The sequence below is a fragment of the Streptomyces sp. NPDC002306 genome, from assembly GCF_053593435.1.
The window spans coordinates 232891-250486 of sequence record NZ_JBSFCK010000003.1 but is presented as its reverse complement, the minus strand read 5'-3'; the positions used below and the strand labels follow the sequence as shown (position 1 = coordinate 250486).

The 17596-nt window shown below is 74.4% G+C and carries 18 protein-coding genes; 8 read left to right on the top strand and 10 right to left on the bottom strand.

The window, feature by feature from the left end; genetic code table 11:
• Positions 1-8: 8 nt before the first annotated feature.
• Genes ACWCQK_RS08725 through ACWCQK_RS08690 form a run of 8 tightly spaced genes read right to left on the bottom strand, consistent with a single transcriptional unit; the run spans position 9 to position 9680 of the window.
• A complete protein-coding gene (locus ACWCQK_RS08725; RefSeq protein ID WP_451153353.1) occupies positions 9-665 on the bottom strand; it encodes a lipopolysaccharide biosynthesis protein in 657 nt (218 codons plus the stop codon).
• Positions 662-1840, bottom strand: a complete 1179-nt coding sequence (locus tag ACWCQK_RS08720) for a glycosyltransferase (protein ID WP_451153351.1) — start codon at positions 1838-1840, stop codon at positions 662-664. Before ACWCQK_RS08720 ends, ACWCQK_RS08725 begins: the two co-directional genes overlap by 4 nt.
• Positions 1840-2589, bottom strand: a complete 750-nt coding sequence (locus ACWCQK_RS08715; protein ID WP_451153349.1) for a polysaccharide deacetylase family protein — start codon at positions 2587-2589, stop codon at positions 1840-1842. The genes ACWCQK_RS08720 and ACWCQK_RS08715 overlap by 1 nt, the downstream gene beginning before the upstream one ends.
• Entirely contained in the window at positions 2573-4357 is a 1785-nt protein-coding gene (gene murJ / locus ACWCQK_RS08710; protein ID WP_451153347.1) for a murein biosynthesis integral membrane protein MurJ, read from the bottom strand. Before murJ ends, ACWCQK_RS08715 begins: the two co-directional genes overlap by 17 nt.
• Positions 4354-5733 carry an O-antigen ligase family protein gene (locus ACWCQK_RS08705; protein WP_451153345.1) on the bottom strand — a complete coding sequence of 460 codons (1380 nt, stop codon included), beginning with the start codon at positions 5731-5733 and terminating at the stop codon, positions 4354-4356. The genes murJ and ACWCQK_RS08705 overlap by 4 nt, the downstream gene beginning before the upstream one ends.
• 5 nt (positions 5734-5738) lie before the next feature.
• Complete coding sequence (locus tag ACWCQK_RS08700; RefSeq protein WP_451153343.1) at positions 5739-7163, bottom strand: exopolysaccharide biosynthesis polyprenyl glycosylphosphotransferase; 1425 nt, start codon at positions 7161-7163, stop codon at positions 5739-5741.
• Positions 7160-8449 carry a glycosyltransferase gene (locus tag ACWCQK_RS08695; RefSeq protein ID WP_451153341.1) on the bottom strand — a complete coding sequence of 430 codons (1290 nt, stop codon included), beginning with the start codon at positions 8447-8449 and terminating at the stop codon, positions 7160-7162. The genes ACWCQK_RS08700 and ACWCQK_RS08695 overlap by 4 nt, the downstream gene beginning before the upstream one ends.
• A 55-nt stretch (positions 8450-8504) precedes the next feature.
• Positions 8505-9680, bottom strand: a complete 1176-nt coding sequence (locus ACWCQK_RS08690) for a DUF3344 domain-containing protein (RefSeq protein ID WP_451153339.1) — start codon at positions 9678-9680, stop codon at positions 8505-8507.
• Between the two features lie 264 nt (positions 9681-9944).
• On the opposite strand from ACWCQK_RS08690, the gene chpG reads away from it, so the two are divergent.
• The 7 genes from chpG to ACWCQK_RS08655 all read left to right on the top strand — a co-directional run bounded on the left by chpG (position 9945) and on the right by ACWCQK_RS08655 (position 14982).
• Positions 9945-10184: a chaplin ChpG gene (gene chpG, locus ACWCQK_RS08685; protein WP_451153337.1), complete on the top strand. Its 240-nt coding sequence runs from the start codon at positions 9945-9947 to the stop codon at positions 10182-10184.
• A 288-nt stretch (positions 10185-10472) separates the two neighbouring features.
• Positions 10473-11357: a hypothetical protein gene (locus ACWCQK_RS08680; RefSeq protein ID WP_451153335.1), complete on the top strand. Its 885-nt coding sequence runs from the start codon at positions 10473-10475 to the stop codon at positions 11355-11357.
• 319 nt (positions 11358-11676) lie between these two features.
• The gene (locus tag ACWCQK_RS08675) at positions 11677-11967 is read left to right on the top strand and encodes a hypothetical protein (protein ID WP_451153333.1); all 291 of its coding nucleotides are present in this window, start codon (positions 11677-11679) and stop codon (positions 11965-11967) included.
• Between the two features lie 165 nt (positions 11968-12132).
• Positions 12133-12636, top strand: a complete 504-nt coding sequence (locus tag ACWCQK_RS08670) for a DUF5949 family protein (protein WP_451153331.1) — start codon at positions 12133-12135, stop codon at positions 12634-12636.
• Between the two features lie 176 nt (positions 12637-12812).
• Positions 12813-13328 (top strand): hypothetical protein, encoded by a 516-nt coding sequence (locus tag ACWCQK_RS08665; protein WP_451153329.1) that lies wholly within the window; start codon positions 12813-12815, stop codon positions 13326-13328.
• 243 nt (positions 13329-13571) lie between these two features.
• Positions 13572-14132 carry a tyrosinase family oxidase copper chaperone gene (locus ACWCQK_RS08660; RefSeq protein ID WP_451153327.1) on the top strand — a complete coding sequence of 187 codons (561 nt, stop codon included), beginning with the start codon at positions 13572-13574 and terminating at the stop codon, positions 14130-14132.
• A complete protein-coding gene (locus ACWCQK_RS08655) occupies positions 14116-14982 on the top strand; it encodes a tyrosinase family protein (protein ID WP_451153325.1) in 867 nt (288 codons plus the stop codon). Before ACWCQK_RS08660 ends, ACWCQK_RS08655 begins: the two co-directional genes overlap by 17 nt.
• Positions 14983-15166: 184 nt before the next feature.
• Here ACWCQK_RS08655 and ACWCQK_RS08650 read toward each other — a convergent pair whose 3' ends face one another.
• The gene (locus ACWCQK_RS08650; RefSeq protein WP_451153323.1) at positions 15167-15454 is read right to left on the bottom strand and encodes a chaplin; all 288 of its coding nucleotides are present in this window, start codon (positions 15452-15454) and stop codon (positions 15167-15169) included.
• 208 nt (positions 15455-15662) lie between these two features.
• Here ACWCQK_RS08650 and ACWCQK_RS08645 point away from each other — a divergent pair, with 208 nt between their 5' ends.
• Entirely contained in the window at positions 15663-16442 is a 780-nt protein-coding gene (locus ACWCQK_RS08645; protein WP_451153321.1) for a DUF2087 domain-containing protein, read from the top strand.
• Between the two features lie 10 nt (positions 16443-16452).
• Here ACWCQK_RS08645 and ACWCQK_RS08640 read toward each other — a convergent pair whose 3' ends face one another.
• Positions 16453-17409: a D-2-hydroxyacid dehydrogenase family protein gene (locus ACWCQK_RS08640; RefSeq protein ID WP_451153319.1), complete on the bottom strand. Its 957-nt coding sequence runs from the start codon at positions 17407-17409 to the stop codon at positions 16453-16455.
• Positions 17410-17596: the final 187 nt, after the last annotated feature.

Below are 17596 nucleotides of genomic sequence, written 5' to 3'. Positions count from 1 at the left end.
TCGTGCGGTCACAACTGCCCGTGTACGTCGGCGGCGAGAGCCGGTCCGGGCACGGAGGCGGACCACGCCGTGCTCCGGTCGGCCCGCCGCGGCCGGACCAGTACCAGCAGGCCGCCCAGTAGCCCGCCCGCGGCGGCGCCCACCAGACCGGTCACCGCGGGCGACGCCGAGGACGGCGCGGACGGCCGGACCGCCCGCGCGAACTGCTGGAGCTCGACGTGGGTGGCGTTCTTGTTGTCGGCGGCGTGCCGGGTCAGCGCCCGGGAGACCGCGTTGGCCATGTCGGCCGCGAGGTCCGGGCGGGAGGAGGTGGCCGTGACGGCGACCATCGGGGCGTCCGGCGAGGTCGCCGTCCGCACGCTCGACCGGAGGGTCTTCGCCGGCACGCCCGCCCACACCTGCGCGTCCCCGAGCACCGCGACCTGCGTGGCGACCCGCCCGTACGCCTGCGCGAAGCCGAGCGCGGACGCCGGGTCGGACTTCTCGGTCGGTACGGCGACGACGTAGGCCGTGGCCGTGTACGACGGCGGTTCGAGCAGCCCGTACGCGCCGCCCAGCAGGCCGCCGGCCACGGTGCCGGCCGCGAGCAGGGACCAGGCCGGCAGGGCCCGGGTGCGGGACAGAGGGGAGGCCGGACGGTGTGGTCCGGTCGGGTTCTCGGTCATGAGGAACTGGCTCCCTGAGGTGACGGGGACTGCGGGGACGGGGAGGAGGGCGACGGGTCGGTGCGGGAGACGGCCGCCGCGTAGACGCCCATGAGCCGGGCGGCACTGCGGCTGATGCTGTAGTGGTGGGCGGCGTCCGGGGCGGTACGCGGGTGCGGGCCCCGGGCGCGGGCCGCGGCGAGCGCCCGCGTGAAGGCCTCCGGGCCGCCCGTCACACGCAGGGCGCCGGGCGCGGTGCGCGGGGGCAGGTCCTCGATCGCCGGGCAGGACGCGTAGAGCACGGGCAGCCCGCAGGCGAGGGCCTCCACGACGGCCAGTCCGAAGGCCTCCTCGGGGGACGGCGAGGCGAGCAGGTCCATCGCGGCGGTCAGCGAGGGCAGGTCGGGGCCGGGGGTGCCGTCGGGCACGTAGGGGCGTTCGCCGGTGAACAGCACCCGGTCCGCCACCCCGGCCTCGTGCGCGGTGCGGCGCAGCACGCTCTCCTCGGGGCCGCCGCCGACCAGCAGCAGCCAGTAGTCGTCGGGGAGTCCGGAGAGGGCGCGGACCAGGACGTCGAAGCGTTTGCCCGCGGCGAGCCGGCCGATCCCGCCGACGACGTAGGCGCCCTCGGGCAGGCCGAGGCGCTGGCGGGTGCGCAGCCGCTGGACCGGGTCGAAGCGGAAGCGGTCCAGGTCGACGCCGTTGGGGACGATCTCGATGCGCGGGGCGGGCACGCCCCAGTGCTTCAGCCGGTCGGCGACCGTGGGGGAGACGGCGACGGTCGTGGAGCCGAGGCGCTCTCCGGCGAGGTACAGGGCACGGACCCCGGGCGTCAGCCTCCGGCCCTCCATCTGGGAGTCGCCCAGGGAGTGTTCGGTGGCGACGATCGCGCGCACGCCCGCGAGCCGGGCGGCGAGCCGCCCGTAGAGGCAGGCGCGGTAGAGGTGGGTGTGCACGAGGTCGTAACGGCCCCTGCGGATGAGCCGGACCAGCCGGGGCAGGGCCCCCAGATCGCGGTTGCCGGTCATGCCCAGGTGGACGACGCGCACCCCGTCGGCGAGCAGCCCCTCGGCGACCGCGCCGGGGTTGGTGAGCGTCACGACGTCGCAGTCCACGGGGAGATGGCGCAGCAGGAGCCGCAGTTGCTGCTCGGCGCCGCCGACGCCGAGGCCGGTGATGATGTGCAGGGCCTTCATCACAGCCCCTCGACGGGCCGGCGGCGCAGCCGGTGCAGCCGGTGCTTCAGGAACAGCCGTACGGCGTTGTCGTTCTGGCCGATGTGGACCCGGGGCAGGGCCAGGCGGCCGCCCAGCGGACCGGGGTCGATCGCGCAGGCGTAGGCGTATCCGGCGTCCCGTACGGCGTCGACCGCGCGCCGGTCGATCGTGCCGTACGGGTAGCAGAAGCCGTCGACCGGAGCACCGGTCAACTCCGCGACCAGCGCCCTGCTCTCGACGGTCTCGCGCTTGAGGGTGAGGTCGTCCGCCTCGGTCAGGTCGACATGGGTCAGCCCGTGCGAGCCGATCTCGACGCCCTCGTCGGCGGCGTGCCGGATGCCGGCGGCGGTCAGCAGCGGCTTGCGCGGGCCCAGCGGGTCCCAGGCGTTGTCGCCGCCGAGCCGGCCCGGCAGGACGAAGAGGGTGGCGCCGAAGTCCAGGCGGCGCAGCACGGGAAGGGCGTGGTCGACGAAGTCGGCGTACCCGTCGTCGAAGGTGAGCCCGACCAGGCCCCGCCCCCGGCCGCGGGTCCGCGCGGCGAGCAGCGCGGACAGGGACACCCCCCGCAGACCGCGCCGGGCGAGCCACCTCAGCTGCCGCTCCAGCCGGTCAGGCGTGACGGTGACGCGGTAGGGGTCGTCGGAGCAGTCGCCGACGGAGTGGTACATCGCGATGAACGGGACGGACCCCGTCCCGGCGCGGTCGGCTGGGTCAACGGAAGAGGCCATGAGCAAGCCTTCGGGTCGCGGAACGTACGGATCTCAGTGCGGGGGTGAGGCCCTCGGTGCGCAGGGCCAGGCCGATCAGGACGAAGACGCAGGCCACGGTCAGCGAGCCCGCCGCGAGGCCGGCCATCGCGGAGTGCGGACGGTTCGCCACGAACAGGCCGGCCGCCGTGGCGACCGCCGCGGCGCGGACCGGCTTGCTCAGCTCGTGCAGGACGCGCCGGGTGCGGACCGGGACGCTGCGCGGGCCCATTCCGGCGAGCAGCAGCGCGGCTGTGACGGTGATCCCGGCCGCGTTGGCGGCGGCGATACCCAGCACGCCCCAGGGGCCCACCGCCCACGCGCCGATCCAGGAGGTGGCGACGACGCCGCCGGCCATCGCGCCGACCGGGTACCAGCTGGGCCGTCCCGCCGAGAAGTACGAGCGGACCAGGGCGCCCACCAGGGTCTGGCCGAGCAGACCGAGCGCGTACACGCGCATGACGTCCGCCGTCGCCGCGGTGTCCCGGGCCGTGAACGCGCCCCGCTGGAAGAGCAGTTCGACCAGTTGAGGGGCGCAGGCCACGACGGTGGCGGTACCCAGGAGCACCATGCACGCGGCCAGTGACAGATCCCGTTCCACCCGGCCGCGGGCCCGCTCGGTGTCGCCGTCGGCCAGCGCCCGCGCGACCACCGGGAAGGTGACCGTGCACACCATCAGCGACAGCGTCATGGGGATCTGGGCCACCTTCTGGGCGTAGTTCAGGTGCGAGATGGCACCGGCCGGGAGGGTGGAGGCGAGGAAGCGCTCGACGAGGACCTGGGACTGGCGGCACAGGGCGAAGAGCAGGACGGTCGCGACGAGGGCGAGGTCCATCGGCCGGGTGCCGGACCCGGACTCCTGGACGTCGGCTGCGGGGAGGTCGGTCGCCGGGACACCGGCCCCGGGGGCGTCGGCCGCCCGGACACCGGCGCCCGGGACACCGGCGCCCGGGGCGCCTGTGCCCGCGATGCCGTCCCCCGCCCGCCCCTTCCGCTTCCGCCGCAACTGCTTCAGCAGCGAGGGCACTTGGGTGAGCACCATCAGGCAGCCGCCGACCGCGACCCCGACCGCCGCCGAGCGCACCCCCCAGCGCCCGCCGAGGACGAACATCCCCGTGATGATCCCGGCGTTGTAGGCGACGTAGATCGCGGCCGGTGCCAGGAAGCGGCGGTGTGCCCGCAGGGCCGCGCTGCAGTATCCGGCGAGTCCGAAGCTCAGCACGCAGGTCGCGGTCAGCCGGGTGCAGTCGACGGCGAGGGCCGGGTCCGGCAGGCCGGGGGCGAGGGCCTCGACGAGATAGGGGGCGGTGCCGATCAGCAGGGCCGACACCGCGACGAACGCCAGCGACAGCCGGGGCAGGGTGGTGGCCACCAGGGAACGTACCGGGTCGCCCGGCGCGCCCTGCGCCCGCCGCGCCAGGGCCATGCTGAACGCCGGGATCAGGGCGAACGCCAGCCCGTCCTCGATGAGCAGCGTCGCCGCGAACTCCGGCACGGTCCACGCGACCAGGAAGGCGTCCGTCTCGCTGCCCGCCCCGAACAGCCGGGCCAGCGCCTGGTCGCGCACCAGACCGAGCAGCGACCCGGCGATCGACAGGGCCGCCGTGACGAGCGCCGCCTTGGCGAGGAACCGCCGGGAGACGGGAGCGCCGTCGGCGCCGTCCCCGGCCGGCCGCGCGGACCGGGGCGACGGTACGGACACCGCCCCGTCGGCGGTGGCCCGGGGCGGCCGGGAGGGCGTCACCGTCATCGGGCCCCGGCCCCCTCGGTGTCCCGGAGCCCGGGTACCGGCAGCTCCGTCGCGGCGTCCTCACGCTCGGCCCCGACCAGCGCCCACCAGGCCACCAGCCCGAAGCAGACGGCGGTCAGCACGGTGGAGGGGCCGCCGATGTCGGCGTACGCGAAGTCGACGAGCTGCCACACCAGCAACCCGCAGGCGACGAGCGCGCAGTCCAGGCCCGTACCGGTGCGCCGTACCCGTGACAGCCCGCGCAGCGCGCACACCAGCAGCGCCAGCCAGCTTCCGGCGAGCGCCAGCAGCCCGATCAGGCCCTGCTCGGCGAGCAGCAGCAGATACATGTTGTGCGGGGACAGCAGCGGCTGCCTGCGGAAGGCGGCGCCCGCGCCCTCCGTGTCGCTGCCGGACGACAGCGCCAGCGAGGCGTGGGCGTCCCGGTACTCGGGGAAGCCCTTCAGGCCCACGCCGGTCAGCGGGTGTTCGCGCCACATGCCGGCCGCGGCCGACCACATGGTGTAGCGGTCGGTGACCGACTGGTCGGGGGCGTCCGCGACCTGCGTGATGCTGTTGACGCGCTCCTGGAGGACGGCCGAACCGAGCCCGAAGCCGCCCACCAGGATCACGCCCGTGGCGGCGGCCACGGCGGCCACCTTCAGCGCCCGCCGCATCCCGGCGAGGAGCAGCTGGACCGTGCAGGTGGCGGCCGTGGCGATCCACGCCCCGCGGCTGAAGGAGAGCGCCAGCGGCAGCAGCAGAGCCAGCGCGCAGACGGCGGCGGCCACGCGCTGCCGCAGCGGCGTGCTCCCGAGCGCGAGGCCGAGCGCGCACACCAGCCCGAAGGAGACGACGGTCGCCATCCCCATCACGTCCTGCGCCCCGAAGGTGCCGACGGCGCGGATCTCCTCACCCTGGTAGGAGGCGCCGCTCCCGGTGACGTACTGGTGCACGCCGACCGCCCCCTGCCATCCGGCGAGCCCCACGAACGACCAGGCCAGCAGCCGCAGGTCGGACCGGCCGCGGACCAGCAGCACGACGGCCGCCGGGACGAGGACGAAGATCTGGAGATAGCGGCCGAGGCCGGTGAACCCGGCCCCCGGCGACGACGCCCCCATCGCCGCGAGCGCGAGCCCGACGACCGGCAGCCCCAGCACGAGGGCGGCGGTGCCCGACAAGGGGCGCCGCCGCTGCCGTACCAGCCGGACCACGCAGAACAGGACCACCAGCGCGGAGAGCGCGTCGGCCGGGCCGGCGCCGCCGTCGCCGCCGGGGGAGAGGGGCAGACCGAGCAGGGCGACCACGGCCACCACGGGCAGGACCGGGGACAGCCGGGCGAGGCGGGGCGGCGGGACGAGCGGGACGGAGCGGGGCGGCGGCGGGGCGAGGCTCATCGTCGTCAGCTCCCCGTCGGACGCACGAGGGAGGCGGCGGTGCGCAGCAGGATGCAGATGTCCTGCCACAGCGACCAGTTGTCGATGTAGGCGTTGTCGAAGCGGGCACGGTCCTCAATCGACGTGTCGCCGCGCAGCCCGTTGATCTGGGCCAGTCCGGTGATACCGGTCCGCATCCGGTGACGGGCCGCGTAGCCGGGGTGGTGCTGGCTGAACTGGGCGACGAAGTAGGGGCGTTCGGGGCGCGGGCCGACCAGGCTCATGTCGCCCCAGAAGACGTTCCACAACTGGAGCAGCTCGTCCAGCGAGCTCTGGCGCAGGAAGCGGCAGAAGGGGCTCATCTCGCGCTCGCCCGCCACGCTCCACCGGGTGGCGGCCTCGTGCTCGTCGACCGGGCGGTGGGTGCGGAACTTCAGCAGCGTGAAGGGGCGCCCGTCCTTGCCGATGCGCTCCTGCCGGAAGACCACTCCCGGGCCGCCGGTGATCCGCAGCACCACCGCGCACACCAGCAGCAGCGGGCTGACCAGCAGCAGCGCGATCCCGGACAGCAGCACGTCCAGCACCCGCTTGCCGAGACTGCCCGGCTGCCGCACCCCCATGTCCAGCCGTCGGCAGGAGAAGCCGGCGAGCTGGTCGCGGGTCGCGTACGACGGGGAGTCCGCGTCGATCTCCCACACCGCGCAGCCCGACTCGGCGAGCGCCCGCAGCAGGGGGCCCTGCGCGGTACGCACCGAGGGGTGGACGGCGAGCACGTCGCGCACCCCGTTCTGGATGAGCGCCCGCTGCACCTCCTGGCCGGTGGTCAGCACCGGCAGCCCGTCGGTGCCCTCGGGCCGCTCGGCCACGATCCCCACCGGCTGCACCCCGCAGCGCGGATGGCGCAGCACGGCAGCGGCGACCCGCTGCGCGGCCGGTGCGGGGCCGACGACCAGCGCGGTGCGCGGCCGGCGCAGCAGCGCGGCGCGCCGCCGCCCGTGCACGATCCCGCGCCCCGCGCAGTCCGCCGCCGTCTGGAGCAGGAAACCGAGCACCAGCGTGCGCGCGGACAGCGCGTACTGCGGGGTGTACGCGGCCACGAGCGCCGCCAGCGTCAGCCAGCCCACCGCGATCCGCCCGCAGACGGCGGGCAGTTCGTCCAGCACGCCCGGGACGGGCCGGTTGCGCGCGGAGCGCAGCAGTAAGGTGGCGGCCACCAGCAGCGCCACCACGAGCGGCCGCCGCTGGGCCGGAGCGAGCGCCAGGACGGCGACGAGCGCGGCGGCGAGATCCGCGAGCAGCAGCGGAAGCGGTGAGGCGGGCCGCGCCGGGGGACGGCGGGCCGGGAACCGGAAGCCGGCCCCGCCCCCGCGCGGCGGCATGACCGAAACGGGCGAGAATCCGTGGTCCCGTGGCAGCGCGCCGGGGGAGGGGACGGTACTTTCCGCAGTCACGGGTGGATGGACTCCCTGTACTCGGTGGGCACGACGCGCCCTGTTGCCTGGTTCGGCTCGCCGCCGAGCAGATCGTGGTAGAGGGCCGCGACGGCCGCGGCCGTGTGCCGCACGTCGTGCGTGGCCAGGACGTGCCGGCGCCCCTGCCGGCCGAGCGACGCGCGCAGCGGCGGGTCGAGCAGCAGCCGGGTCACGGCCGCGGCGAGCGCCCCCGGGTCGCCGGGCGGGACGAGGCAGTGCCCGGCGAGCGCGGCCGGCAGGCTCTCCCGGGCGCCGTCCACGTCCGTCACCAGCACCGGCCGGCCGCAGGCCATCGCCTCCAGCGGGGCCAGCGCCATGCCCTCCCAGCGCGAGGGCAGGACCACCAGGTCGGCGGCCTGATACCAGGGCACGGGGTCGGTGACGGCTCCCGCGAACAGCACGGACCGAGGGGCGCGGGCGCGCAGCCGGTCGCCCTCCGGCCCGGCGCCGACCAGGACGAGCCGGGCGGTGGGCACCCGTCGCAGCACGGCGTCCCAGGCGTCCAGCAGGACGTCCTGGCCCTTCTGCCGGCACAGCCGCCCGACACAGACGACCAGGGGCGGGTGCGGATCGCCGTCCCGGCCGTCCTGGCTGTCCTGGCCGTCTTGGTGGTCCCGGCCGTCCCTGCCGTCCCCGCTGTCCCCGTCGGGTGCGGCCCGTCCGGTGGCGGCGGTGGCGGGACGGAGACCGAGCGCGGCCCGTACGGTGTCGACCGCGGCGGGACGGAAGCGGCCCGGGTCGATCCCGTTGGGGATCACCGACCACCGCCCGGCGATACCGGCGCGCTCGCCGGTCGCGCGCTCCGCCTCGCTCACGCACACCACCCGGGACGCCCAACGCGCCCCCCACCGCTCCCACTTCAGTGCCAGCGCCGAGGTGACGCCGCCGACCGCCTCGAACGACCAGGCGTGCGGCTGGAACACGGTCGGGATCCGTCCCCGCACCGCGATCCGCCCGGCGAGCCCGGCCTTCGCGCTGTGCGCGTGCACCAGGTCGGGCCGGACCTCCCCGAGCACCCGGGCGAGCCCGCGCACCTCCGCGAGCAGCGTCGGACCGGGCGAACGCGTGGCCCGCCAGTTCCGTACCTCGGCGCCCGACGCGCCCAGCACGGCGGACAGTTCACTGTCCGGACAGGCGACCGCGACCCGCAGACCGGCCGTGAGCTGGGCCCGCACCAGGTCCGTCACGACCTGGGCGACCCCGCCGTCCACGGGCTGGGTGAGGTGGAGAACCCGTGGTCGGGCGTCGGTTGCTGACAGGTGCATCGCGCGGTTTTCCTCGCTCACGGGTGGCGCTCGGGACGTGCGGGAACGCGCCGCCTCACTGCCGGGCGTCGACGGCGACGAAAAGCGCCCCGGCCCACGCCGCGTCCCGCTGGGAAACGAGCCGGACCGTCAGCTGGTCACCACCTCGCCGCAAACCCCTGGCCAGATCGAACACGTCGGAGTCGTAGCCGAGGGTGTTCGCATAGGCCGGCACCCGCCCCGCAGGGGACCCGCCCGGCTCGCTGATCGTGGAGTTCAGCACGTCGTCCCCGGGATCGGTCGCGTCACCCAGCACGGTGGCGGCCCCGGAGGCCGTCGAGAGTGTGAGCGAATCACCCGTACGGCCGCGGTCGCCGTTGTACGCGACCAGTCCCGCCAGGCCGCCCGCGCCCCGCGGGAAGCGCGCTCCGGACAGCCGGATCTCCTGCCCCGTAAGGGAGTTCAGCGTGTCGAAGCCGTCCCAGAGCGACAGGTGCCGCAACGGCTCGGCCGCGTGCTCGTACGCCACCACCAGCGTCCATCCGCCCCAGGCCCCGGCCGCCGACCTGCCCATCGCCACATTGACCTGCGCCACGGTGTACAGCCCCGAACCACTCTCCCGCACCAGCGAAGTGACGTCCGCGGAGGCCTGGAAGGCGTCGGCGCCCTCGTCCGCCCGGTGCCCCACGACCGTGTCCGCGAGCACCTCCTTGTACTGGCCGCCGGGCTCCGCGACCAGCACCCGCCCGTTGTCCTGCGGCGGCTTCTGCTCGCCGACGCGCAGGTTGCCGCCCCAGTACAGCCGGGCGTACGTCGCGCGGGCGCCGGCGGGCAGCCGGACCTCCGCGCGCGAGGAGTCGTAGGTGTTCGGGTCGCTGTCGACGTCGACGTAGAACATGTCGAAGTCGCCGTTGACCGCGGCCCCGCCCTCGCGGACCGCGGGGCACGAAGGTTCAGCCTTGCGGGTGACGGCCGCCGAGTGCGACCCCGCGTCCGCGCGCGCGTTCGTCCCCGCCTCCGTACCCGCGACCGCTTCCGCCGTCGCCTCCGTGGCGCGGCAGCTGATGGACGTGTTGGCCGCGCGGACGATCCCGCCGTGCTGGAGCGCCCGGTACCGCTGGGCGAAGGCGAGGTGTGTCGCCTCCGGCGCCGGAGGCGCGGGGGCCCCGGCGGCGCCGGGTGCCCAGATCGTCGCGAGGACCAGGGCGCCCACCGTCGCGCGGCGCAGCGGCGGACCCAGGGAATGGCGCATGACCGGCGGTGGCCCTTTCGAGGAGGTTCGTCGACCAGGGATCAGCGGACTCGGCTGCTTGTGACGGCGCGTGGGGAGGCCCGCAACTCTAGCGGCTATCCGCACTAATCAGCAGAAACCAGACAAGTATGTCGGAATCGTGAAGCCTTTCCTTCGGGGGATCACCCCAATGGCCGCACAACCCGTGGGTGCCCGGCGCGTTGACACAGCGCCGGTGCATCCCCGCCCGGCTGTTTGTGTCAACCCCCCAAGGAGCACCTCTCCATGTCGCGTATCGCGAAGGGCCTGGCCCTGACCTCTGTTGCCGCCGCGGCCGTCGCCGGGACCGCCGGCATCGCCGCCGCCGACAGCGACGCGCACGGCGCCGCTGCCCACTCGCCGGGCGTGCTGTCGGGCAACGTCCTGCAGGTTCCGGTCCACATCCCGGTCAACGTCTGCGGCAACACCGTCGACATCATCGGCCTGCTGAACCCGGCCTTCGGCAACACCTGCGTCAACGACTGACGTCGGACGCACCCCCTGCGGCCGGCCGCTCTCGGGACGGAGAGCGGCCGGTTTCGCGTGTCCGGGGTCGGCACGGGCGGCTTCGCGGGTCCGCCGCGGTGCTCCGGTTGCCCCGAACGGCGGGAGGGTGGCCGGGCCCGGCGGGTGGACTGCGGCAGGCCTCTCACCAGCGGTGATGTCGATGGAGTGGCGAAGAGGCGGTGACCGTGTGCACTCTTTCGGTTGCAGAGCGCGAAGCGTGATTCCACGGTGGAGGCGAGTCCCACTGCACCACCGAAAGGAACCACCATGCGTGGCCTGCACGTCCGGCGTATCGCTTCTACCGCAGTATGCGCCGCCCTCGTCCTCGGCATCGCCGCACCGGTCGCCACAGCGGCCGACGACGACGTGACCCGTGAGCGCGCCCATGCGGCGTCCCGAGCGCCTGTCCCCGGCGCGGACGCGCTTCTCGCCCAGACCAAGGCGCTGGGTGACCTGGGTACCGTCGTCACCCCCGTCACCGACCTGCTCAACGCCGCCCTCAAGGCGGACGCGGGCCAGGTCTCCCCCGACGAGGCGACCAAGCTCGCCGACGCGGTGAAGGCCGCCATCGCCAAGATCACCGCGTCGGTGCCGGTCGCCCCGCCCGCGCTCCCGGTGACCCCGCCCGTGGCCGTCCCCGCCACCCCGGCGCTGCCCGCCACCCCAGCGCTGCCCGCCACCCCGGCGCTGCCCGCCGTGCCGGCGCTGCCCTCGCTGAACCGCGGCGCGGACGCCAAGCCCGGCGCACCTGCCCAGGAGCGCGCCGCCGACGTGGCGGGCGACGCGCTCGCCGCCCTCCAGAAGGCGGTCGACAAGCTGCTGGCGGCCGTGACCTCCGGCGACGTCGCCCAGGTCCTCCCCGCTGCCACCGCCGTCGTCACGGGCCTGGTCAACCTGCTCGCCGCCACCCTGCTGGGCGGCGGACTGCCGGTGCCGGACCTGGCCGGCCTGCCGGCGCTGCCGAGCCTCCCCGGCCTGCCGCCGCTGCCGAGCCTGCCGGTCGCGGTGCCGGACGTACCCGTCGCGGTGCCGGACGTACCGGTGGCCGTGCCGGACGTACCGGTGGCCGTGCCGGACCTGCCGGTGGCCGCCCCGGCTCTGCCCGTCGCCGCCCCGGCCCTGCCCACGGGGAGCCTGCTGCCCGCCAAGTAGCCCGCACGGTGTGACCGCGCAGCCGTACAGCCGTACAGCCGCGTTGGGGCCGTCGTGTCCGCCGATCCGGCTGACACGGCGGCCCTTCGGCATTCCGGATCCGGTCTTCAGGAATCCGGTATTCGGGATCCGGTTCTCCGGATCCGGCATGCGGGAGGAGGACCCCTCCCGTCCCCGGGGCGCATCCGATCCGCGTCGGAGCGCATCCGAGTGGGGTGCAGGAAGTTGCCGCGGACGGGGTTTCCGCCCCGGTCAGGGCTCGTTAGGCACGACGTCAGAATTCCCTGCGGCGACACGAGTTGCCGAAGAAAGGAACACGATGAAGTCCCTGAAGGCCGCCGCTGTCGTTGCCGGGTCCCTGGTCCTCGCCGGTGCCGCCGCGCCCGCGTTCGCCCACAGCACCGCCGACCTCACGCCCACCAGCCTCAACGGCGCCGTCGACACACTCACCAAGGGTCCCATCGGCGTGCGCGACGTGATGCCGCTCCAGCACCAGTCGGACGCGCTCGACACCGAGAACAAGGGCTCCGCGCTCAACGCGGTGAAGGGCGCGACCACCGCCCTCAACTCCCACAACCCACTGCTCGGCGGCCTCCCGCTGCAGGGCTGACCCGCCTCGGGGGCCGGTTCGCCAGCGCAGGGAACCGGCCCCCGGCCCGCTGTTCGAGGCACGTCCCCCGCCGCGTACCTCGTTCGTGTGGAGCGACCGCGGGCCGTCGTCCGGTCGGGTGAGAACGCGCCCGGCGGCCCTCCGCGGCGTCGGTAGGGTCGCGCGGTGACCTCAACCTCAAGCGAAACCCGCCCCCTGCGCGTCGCCGACCTCGGCACACTCGTCGTGATCCCCTGGAGCGGCGAGACCTCCGACGGCGGCGACATGCCCTACCTGCTCGCCTACTCCCTCGGGGACGCGGCGGACGGCCCCGAGGCCGCGACGGCCGCCGTGACGCGACTGCTGAACGACAACGGCCTGCGCGTCGGCGGCGACCTGGTCGACGGCAACGTCAAGCCGAGCATCCCGGTCAGCCTGCTCGTCGAGTCCGGCCACGCCGTCGTCGCCATGCCCCCGCACCTCAACGCCCAGTGCACCCCGCCGCCGGAGTGGCTGGAGGCGGTCGCCGCCCGGGGCTACGCCTACTTCGTGTTCACCACCCGCCCCTGGCCCGGGGCCGTGCCCGGCGCGCCCATCACCCCGGAGCAACTGGCCGCGTTCGCCGGTGCGGACGAGACCCTGAACGCGGCGGCACACATCGTCGTCCCGGCCCGCAGCCTGCGCGGCTGACGCCGAGGACCGGTCCGGCACCGGGCTGGGGGCGGGGTTCGGCGGCGGCCCGCGGCGTTCGTTCTCCTGTCGTACTACTACGGCGTTCGGGGGAATCTTGAGCTGATGTCCTTTTCCGGCTCGTTACTCGGTACGCAGACAGAGCACCCCGACATGTGAAAGGTCCCGTACGCGAGATGAAGTCGACCACCCGAGGAACCCTGGCCGCCGTGATCACGTGTGTGGCGGCCGCGACCGGCGCCGCCGCGACCCCCGCCGCCGCGGTCGGCACGGTCCCCGTTCCCGTACCGCTGGACGGCGTGGAGAAGTCGCTCGGCATGGAGCTGCCCACGGTCGCCGGGGAGCTGCCGATGCCCATGCCGGGCGCGCCCGAGGGACCGCGGTACGTCGAGGGTCGGCTCATGCCGGAGCACGTGATCCCGCGGCTTCCCCTCGACGCCGGACTCCCCGGCGCGGACCTGCGCGCGCCGCTGCCCCACATCCTCGGCCCCGGCTACGACCACCTCGGCGTGGACGCGCCCTCCTCCGCCGTGCGCGCGCTGGGCCCCGACCTGTCCATGGACGCCCCGCTCACCGCCCCGAACCCCGACAGGTTCGGCCTCCCGGACACGCAGCTTCCCCAGGCGGGCCTGCTGACCCCGGTACTGCGGACGGTGCCGGGGGCCGACCTGGGCATGGGGTCCGGCCGGTAGGACGCGTGCGGGGTCCGGCCCCCGGGGCCCGCGGCTCCGGGGCCCGGACCCGACGCAGGAAGGGTCCGGACGGATTCACGCAGCCCTCGGCCGTCCTCAGGGCTCGGTGTCAGGCCGGCGCGAGTGCCGGTCTCCGTTCGCGGCGTGGGCCATGTGGGCCGCGGATCGGTCGACGCGGGTGACCAGGCGGGCCGCCGGACGTTGATGTCCACGGACAACCGAACCCGGACCGAGGAGCACAGCATGGTCGTCAGTATGGGCGGCAGTGTGGCAGTGGGCGCCGAGCGCCCGACGGCGAGTCCGGCGAGACCCGGACCGGGAACACGACGGGACCTGCTGCGCGGGCTGCTGGCCTGCGCGGCGGCCGTCGCGCTCGTTCCCCTCGTCGGGGCCTCCCGGCCCCCGCGGGCCGTGGACGGGCCGGACGCCACCGGCGAGGCCCGCGACTTCGACGAGACCTACCACGGCCGCCGTATTCAAGGCGTCCAGCTCTCCGGCGGACGGCACACCACCGCCGTCGGCGCCTCCACCGCGGGCACCGCGACCGGCGGCTCCGCCGAGTGGCAGGTCACCGTGGACGGCCGCCCCCTGCACCTGATGCGCCGGGCCGACGGCACCTGGCTGAGCATGGTCGACCACTACCGCTCGTACGCCACCCCGCTGGAGGCGGCGCGCGCGGCCGTCGACGAGCTCGGCCCGGGGCAGCAGTTGCGCGAGACGGGCCCGGCCCACGGGGGCCACGCGAGGATGGCGCACAGGGGGCTGATGGGGACGATGGGGGGCCGGCATGGTCTACACGCGTAAGGACGCCAGCAGGCTGACGGCCGCCGAGAAGCGGCGGTTCGTGAAGGCGATGCTGGAGGTCAAACGACGCGGTGAGTACGACGAGTTCGTACGGACGCACATCGAGTACTACGTGGCCGACGGCGACGACGAACTGCGTACGGCCCACATGGCGCCGTCCTTCCTGCCCTGGCACCGCCGCTTCCTGCTGGAGCTGGAGCAGGCGCTGCGCCGGGTGGACTCGTCGGTGACGGTGCCGTACTGGAACTGGACGCGCGACCGTTCGACGACGTCGGCGCCCTGGACCAAGGACCTCCTCGGCGGCAACGGGCGCCCCTCGGACCACCAGGTGACGACGGGCCCGTTCGCCTACGCGGCGGGCAACTGGACGATCCGGGAGGGCGTGACCGACGGCGAGTACCTCGCCCGGGACCTCGGGCGCGCCCGCGCCCCGATCGCCCTGCCCACGCACGGCGATGTCGACCGGGCGCTGTCCGACCCCGTCTACGACGTCTCGCCCTGGGACTCGACGGTCACGAAGGGCTTCCGCAACAAGCTGGAGGGGTGGGGGACCGGAAGCGGCTCCGCCTCCTGGCACAACCACAACCGGGTGCACCGCTGGGTCGGCGGGGCCATGCTCGGCGGGGCGTCCGTCAACGACCCGGTCTTCTGGCTGCACCACGCCTTCGTCGACATGCTGTGGTCGCGCTGGCAGGCCCGGCACAGCGAACACCGCTACCTGCCGGCCACTCCCCCCGGCCCCGGCGACCCGCAGCACGGCCGGATCGTCGCCCGGACCGAGAAGCTGCCGCCGTGGGACGTGACACCGGACGGGCTGGAGGACCACAGCCGGGTGTACCGGTACGCGTAGCCGGGCGGCCGCCCGAACGGGAGTACGGGTACGCGTCGCCGGGTGCCCACCCGTACGGGAGTTCCGTACGGCGACTGGTCCCGCACACGGGGAGAGCCCCGGCGCTCTGGGTGCCGGGGCTCTCCTCCCTGTGACCGTGCCCGACGGCCTCGGGTCGGGGACCGTCGGGTCGGCGGGCGGTGGGTCAGCTGCCGTAGCCGTAACCCGACTTGTCGCCGGCCTTGCCGTGGTCGTCGAGGTTGGCGCAGGTGTTGCCGAAGGCCGGGTTGAGCAGGCCGACCACGTTGATCGTGTTGCCGCACACGTTGACCGGGATGTGGACCGGCGCCTGGATGACGTTGCCGGACAGCACGCCGGGCGAACCGACGGCCGCGCCCTCGGCACCCGCGTCCGCCATGGCCAGACCGGCGCCGCCGAGCGCCATGGCACCCGTGCCGAGCGCGACGACGGCAGCCTTGGTGATGCGAGACATACGTTCTCCTTATTAACTGGGTGAGCGTGAGTGCGACGGCCGGACTGGACGCCGCACTTCCCGTTCAACGCGGCGGTACGAGGCTGGTCACGGCGGCAGTGGAGCGGATCACTCTTTCTGAACGAGAGTCAGGGCCGCGCGGAGCAACGAGGCACCGATGGCGCGTAATTCACTCGGCCCGAGCGGGGAACACCACTAGCCTCCCGCCATGCCTACCAACGGATCTGACCGACCTGACCTGCCTGACCCCTCCGACCTGCCGGATCAGTCCGGCCGGTCCGGCCCGTCCGAGGGTGTCGGCCGTGTCGATGCGTCCGGCCGCCGACCGGAGCGTCTGCTCAGTCTGTTCGCCGAGGAGAGCCGCCTGCGCGCCTTCGCGGCGGTGGCGCTGGGCGCGGGCACGGCCGAGCAGGTCGCCGCCATGGCGGGTCTGTCCGCGAAGGAGACCGCCGGGGCGCTGCGCCGGCTGCGTGAGCAGGGAGTGGTGGCGGCCGGGGCGGACGAGACCCTCGCGGTGGCGTACGACCTGTTCCGTGAGCTGGCGAAAGCCGGTCGGGAGGAACGGGAGCGGGAGCGGCCGGGGTCGCGGTCGCCTGCGTCGGTCGGCGGAGTGCCCGGTGAGGACGACGAGGACGACGAGCGGGCCGACATGGTCCTGCGGACCTTCGTGCGCGACGGGCGGCTGGTACGGCTCCCCGCCCGCTGGAGCCGCAAGAAGCTGGTGCTGCGCCACATCGCCGAGCAGACCTTCGAACCCGGTGTCGCCTACCCCGAGCGGGTCGTCAACGACCGGCTGCGGGCGTGGTGCGAGGACGGCGAGGTCGACCATGCGACGCTCCGGCGCTATCTGGTGGACCTGGGCCACCTGGACCGGAGCGACGGGATCTACCGGCAGGCGGGCGAGAAGGCGCCGACCGGGGCGGCACGGGGCGGGACGGAGCCGGCTCAGATGGCGCGGGCCGGGGGCCGATCGGTACCGTCCGCCTGATCGAGTGCGGTCACGGCAGTCGGCGTAGGGGAGAACTCGCCAGGTACGCCTGGATGTTCTCGACCGCCTGGCCGTAGTACGTACGGTAGTTGGCCTGCGACACATAGCCGAGGTGCGGAGTGGCGAGGAGCCGTGGGGCCGTGCGGACGGGGTGGTCGGCGGGAAGGGGCTCGATGTCGAAGACGTCGAGCCCGGCACCGGCGATCCGGCCCTCGCGCAGGGCGGCCAGCAGGGCGTCCTGGTCGACGATGGCCGAGCGTGAGGTGTTGACGAGATAGGCCGTCGGCTTGAGGAGGGCGAGCTCGGTGGGACCGAGCAGGCCGCGGGTGCGTTCGCCGAGGGCGAGGTGGACGGAGACGAAGTCGGAGCCGGCCAGCAACTCCTCTTTGGAGGCGGCGAGTTCCACGCCGACCTCGTCGGCACGTTCCTTCGTGAGGTGTCGGCTCCACGCGCTGACATGCATACCGAAGGCGAGCCCGATCCGCGCGACCCGGCCGCCGATCTTGCCGAGTCCCAGCAGGCCGAGGCGCCGGCCGTACAGATCGGCGCCGACGGTGGACTGCCAAGGCCCGCCCGACCGCAGGGCGTTGTTCTCCCCGACGATGCCACGGGCGAGGCCGAGCAGCAGTGCCCAGGTCAGTTCGACGGGCGGGGCGGAGGAGCTGGCCGTACCGCACACGGTGACGTCGTGCGCCTCGGCCGCGGCGTAGTCGATGACACTGTTGCGCATCCCGGAGGCGATGAGCAGCTTCAGCCGCGGCAGACGGGCGAGCAGCGATCCGGGGAACGGCACGCGTTCCCGCAGGGTGACCACGATGTCGAAGTCGGCGAGGGCGGCGGCCAAGGCGTCCTCGCCGAGGTGGGTGCGGAAGGGGACGACTTCCACGTCGTCGGCGAGCGGCGACCAGTCGGCGAGTCCGGCCGCCGCGTCCTGGTAGTCGTCGAGGACGGCACAGCGAAGTCGCACGTCATCTCCTCAGCGGCGGGTCGTCGGTCACGGGCTCATGTCCGAGAAGAGCTCTCCCGAGAGGCGCACCTCTGGGCATGGACACCAGCAGATCGTCGCCACCGTATCCGAGGCCTTGGCACACGGCGTCCGAGGCCCTTGGGCACACCGCACCGCGCTCGGACAACGGGGTGCGTTCATGGCTGGG

What these genes read in the sequence shown, in the direction of transcription:
- ACWCQK_RS08675 (WP_451153333.1), top strand. Translation starts at nt 11,677, where the DNA reads ATGAAGTCCCTGAAGGCCGCCGCTGTCGTTGCCGGGTCCCTGGTCCTC.
- ACWCQK_RS08645 (WP_451153321.1), top strand. Translation starts at nt 15,663, where the DNA reads ATGCCTACCAACGGATCTGACCGACCTGACCTGCCTGACCCCTCCGAC.
- ACWCQK_RS08680 (WP_451153335.1), top strand. Translation starts at nt 10,473, where the DNA reads ATGCGTGGCCTGCACGTCCGGCGTATCGCTTCTACCGCAGTATGCGCC.
- ACWCQK_RS08725 (WP_451153353.1), bottom strand. Translation starts at nt 665, where the DNA reads ATGACCGAGAACCCGACCGGACCACACCGTCCGGCCTCCCCTCTGTCC.
- murJ (WP_451153347.1), bottom strand. Translation starts at nt 4,357, where the DNA reads ATGACGGTGACGCCCTCCCGGCCGCCCCGGGCCACCGCCGACGGGGCG.
- ACWCQK_RS08715 (WP_451153349.1), bottom strand. Translation starts at nt 2,589, where the DNA reads ATGGCCTCTTCCGTTGACCCAGCCGACCGCGCCGGGACGGGGTCCGTC.
- ACWCQK_RS08720 (WP_451153351.1), bottom strand. Translation starts at nt 1,840, where the DNA reads ATGAAGGCCCTGCACATCATCACCGGCCTCGGCGTCGGCGGCGCCGAG.
- ACWCQK_RS08655 (WP_451153325.1), top strand. Translation starts at nt 14,116, where the DNA reads ATGGTCTACACGCGTAAGGACGCCAGCAGGCTGACGGCCGCCGAGAAG.
- ACWCQK_RS08650 (WP_451153323.1), bottom strand. Translation starts at nt 15,454, where the DNA reads ATGTCTCGCATCACCAAGGCTGCCGTCGTCGCGCTCGGCACGGGTGCC.
- ACWCQK_RS08660 (WP_451153327.1), top strand. Translation starts at nt 13,572, where the DNA reads ATGGTCGTCAGTATGGGCGGCAGTGTGGCAGTGGGCGCCGAGCGCCCG.
- ACWCQK_RS08695 (WP_451153341.1), bottom strand. Translation starts at nt 8,449, where the DNA reads ATGCACCTGTCAGCAACCGACGCCCGACCACGGGTTCTCCACCTCACC.
- ACWCQK_RS08665 (WP_451153329.1), top strand. Translation starts at nt 12,813, where the DNA reads ATGAAGTCGACCACCCGAGGAACCCTGGCCGCCGTGATCACGTGTGTG.
- ACWCQK_RS08705 (WP_451153345.1), bottom strand. Translation starts at nt 5,733, where the DNA reads ATGAGCCTCGCCCCGCCGCCGCCCCGCTCCGTCCCGCTCGTCCCGCCG.
- ACWCQK_RS08690 (WP_451153339.1), bottom strand. Translation starts at nt 9,680, where the DNA reads ATGCGCCATTCCCTGGGTCCGCCGCTGCGCCGCGCGACGGTGGGCGCC.
- chpG (WP_451153337.1), top strand. Translation starts at nt 9,945, where the DNA reads ATGTCGCGTATCGCGAAGGGCCTGGCCCTGACCTCTGTTGCCGCCGCG.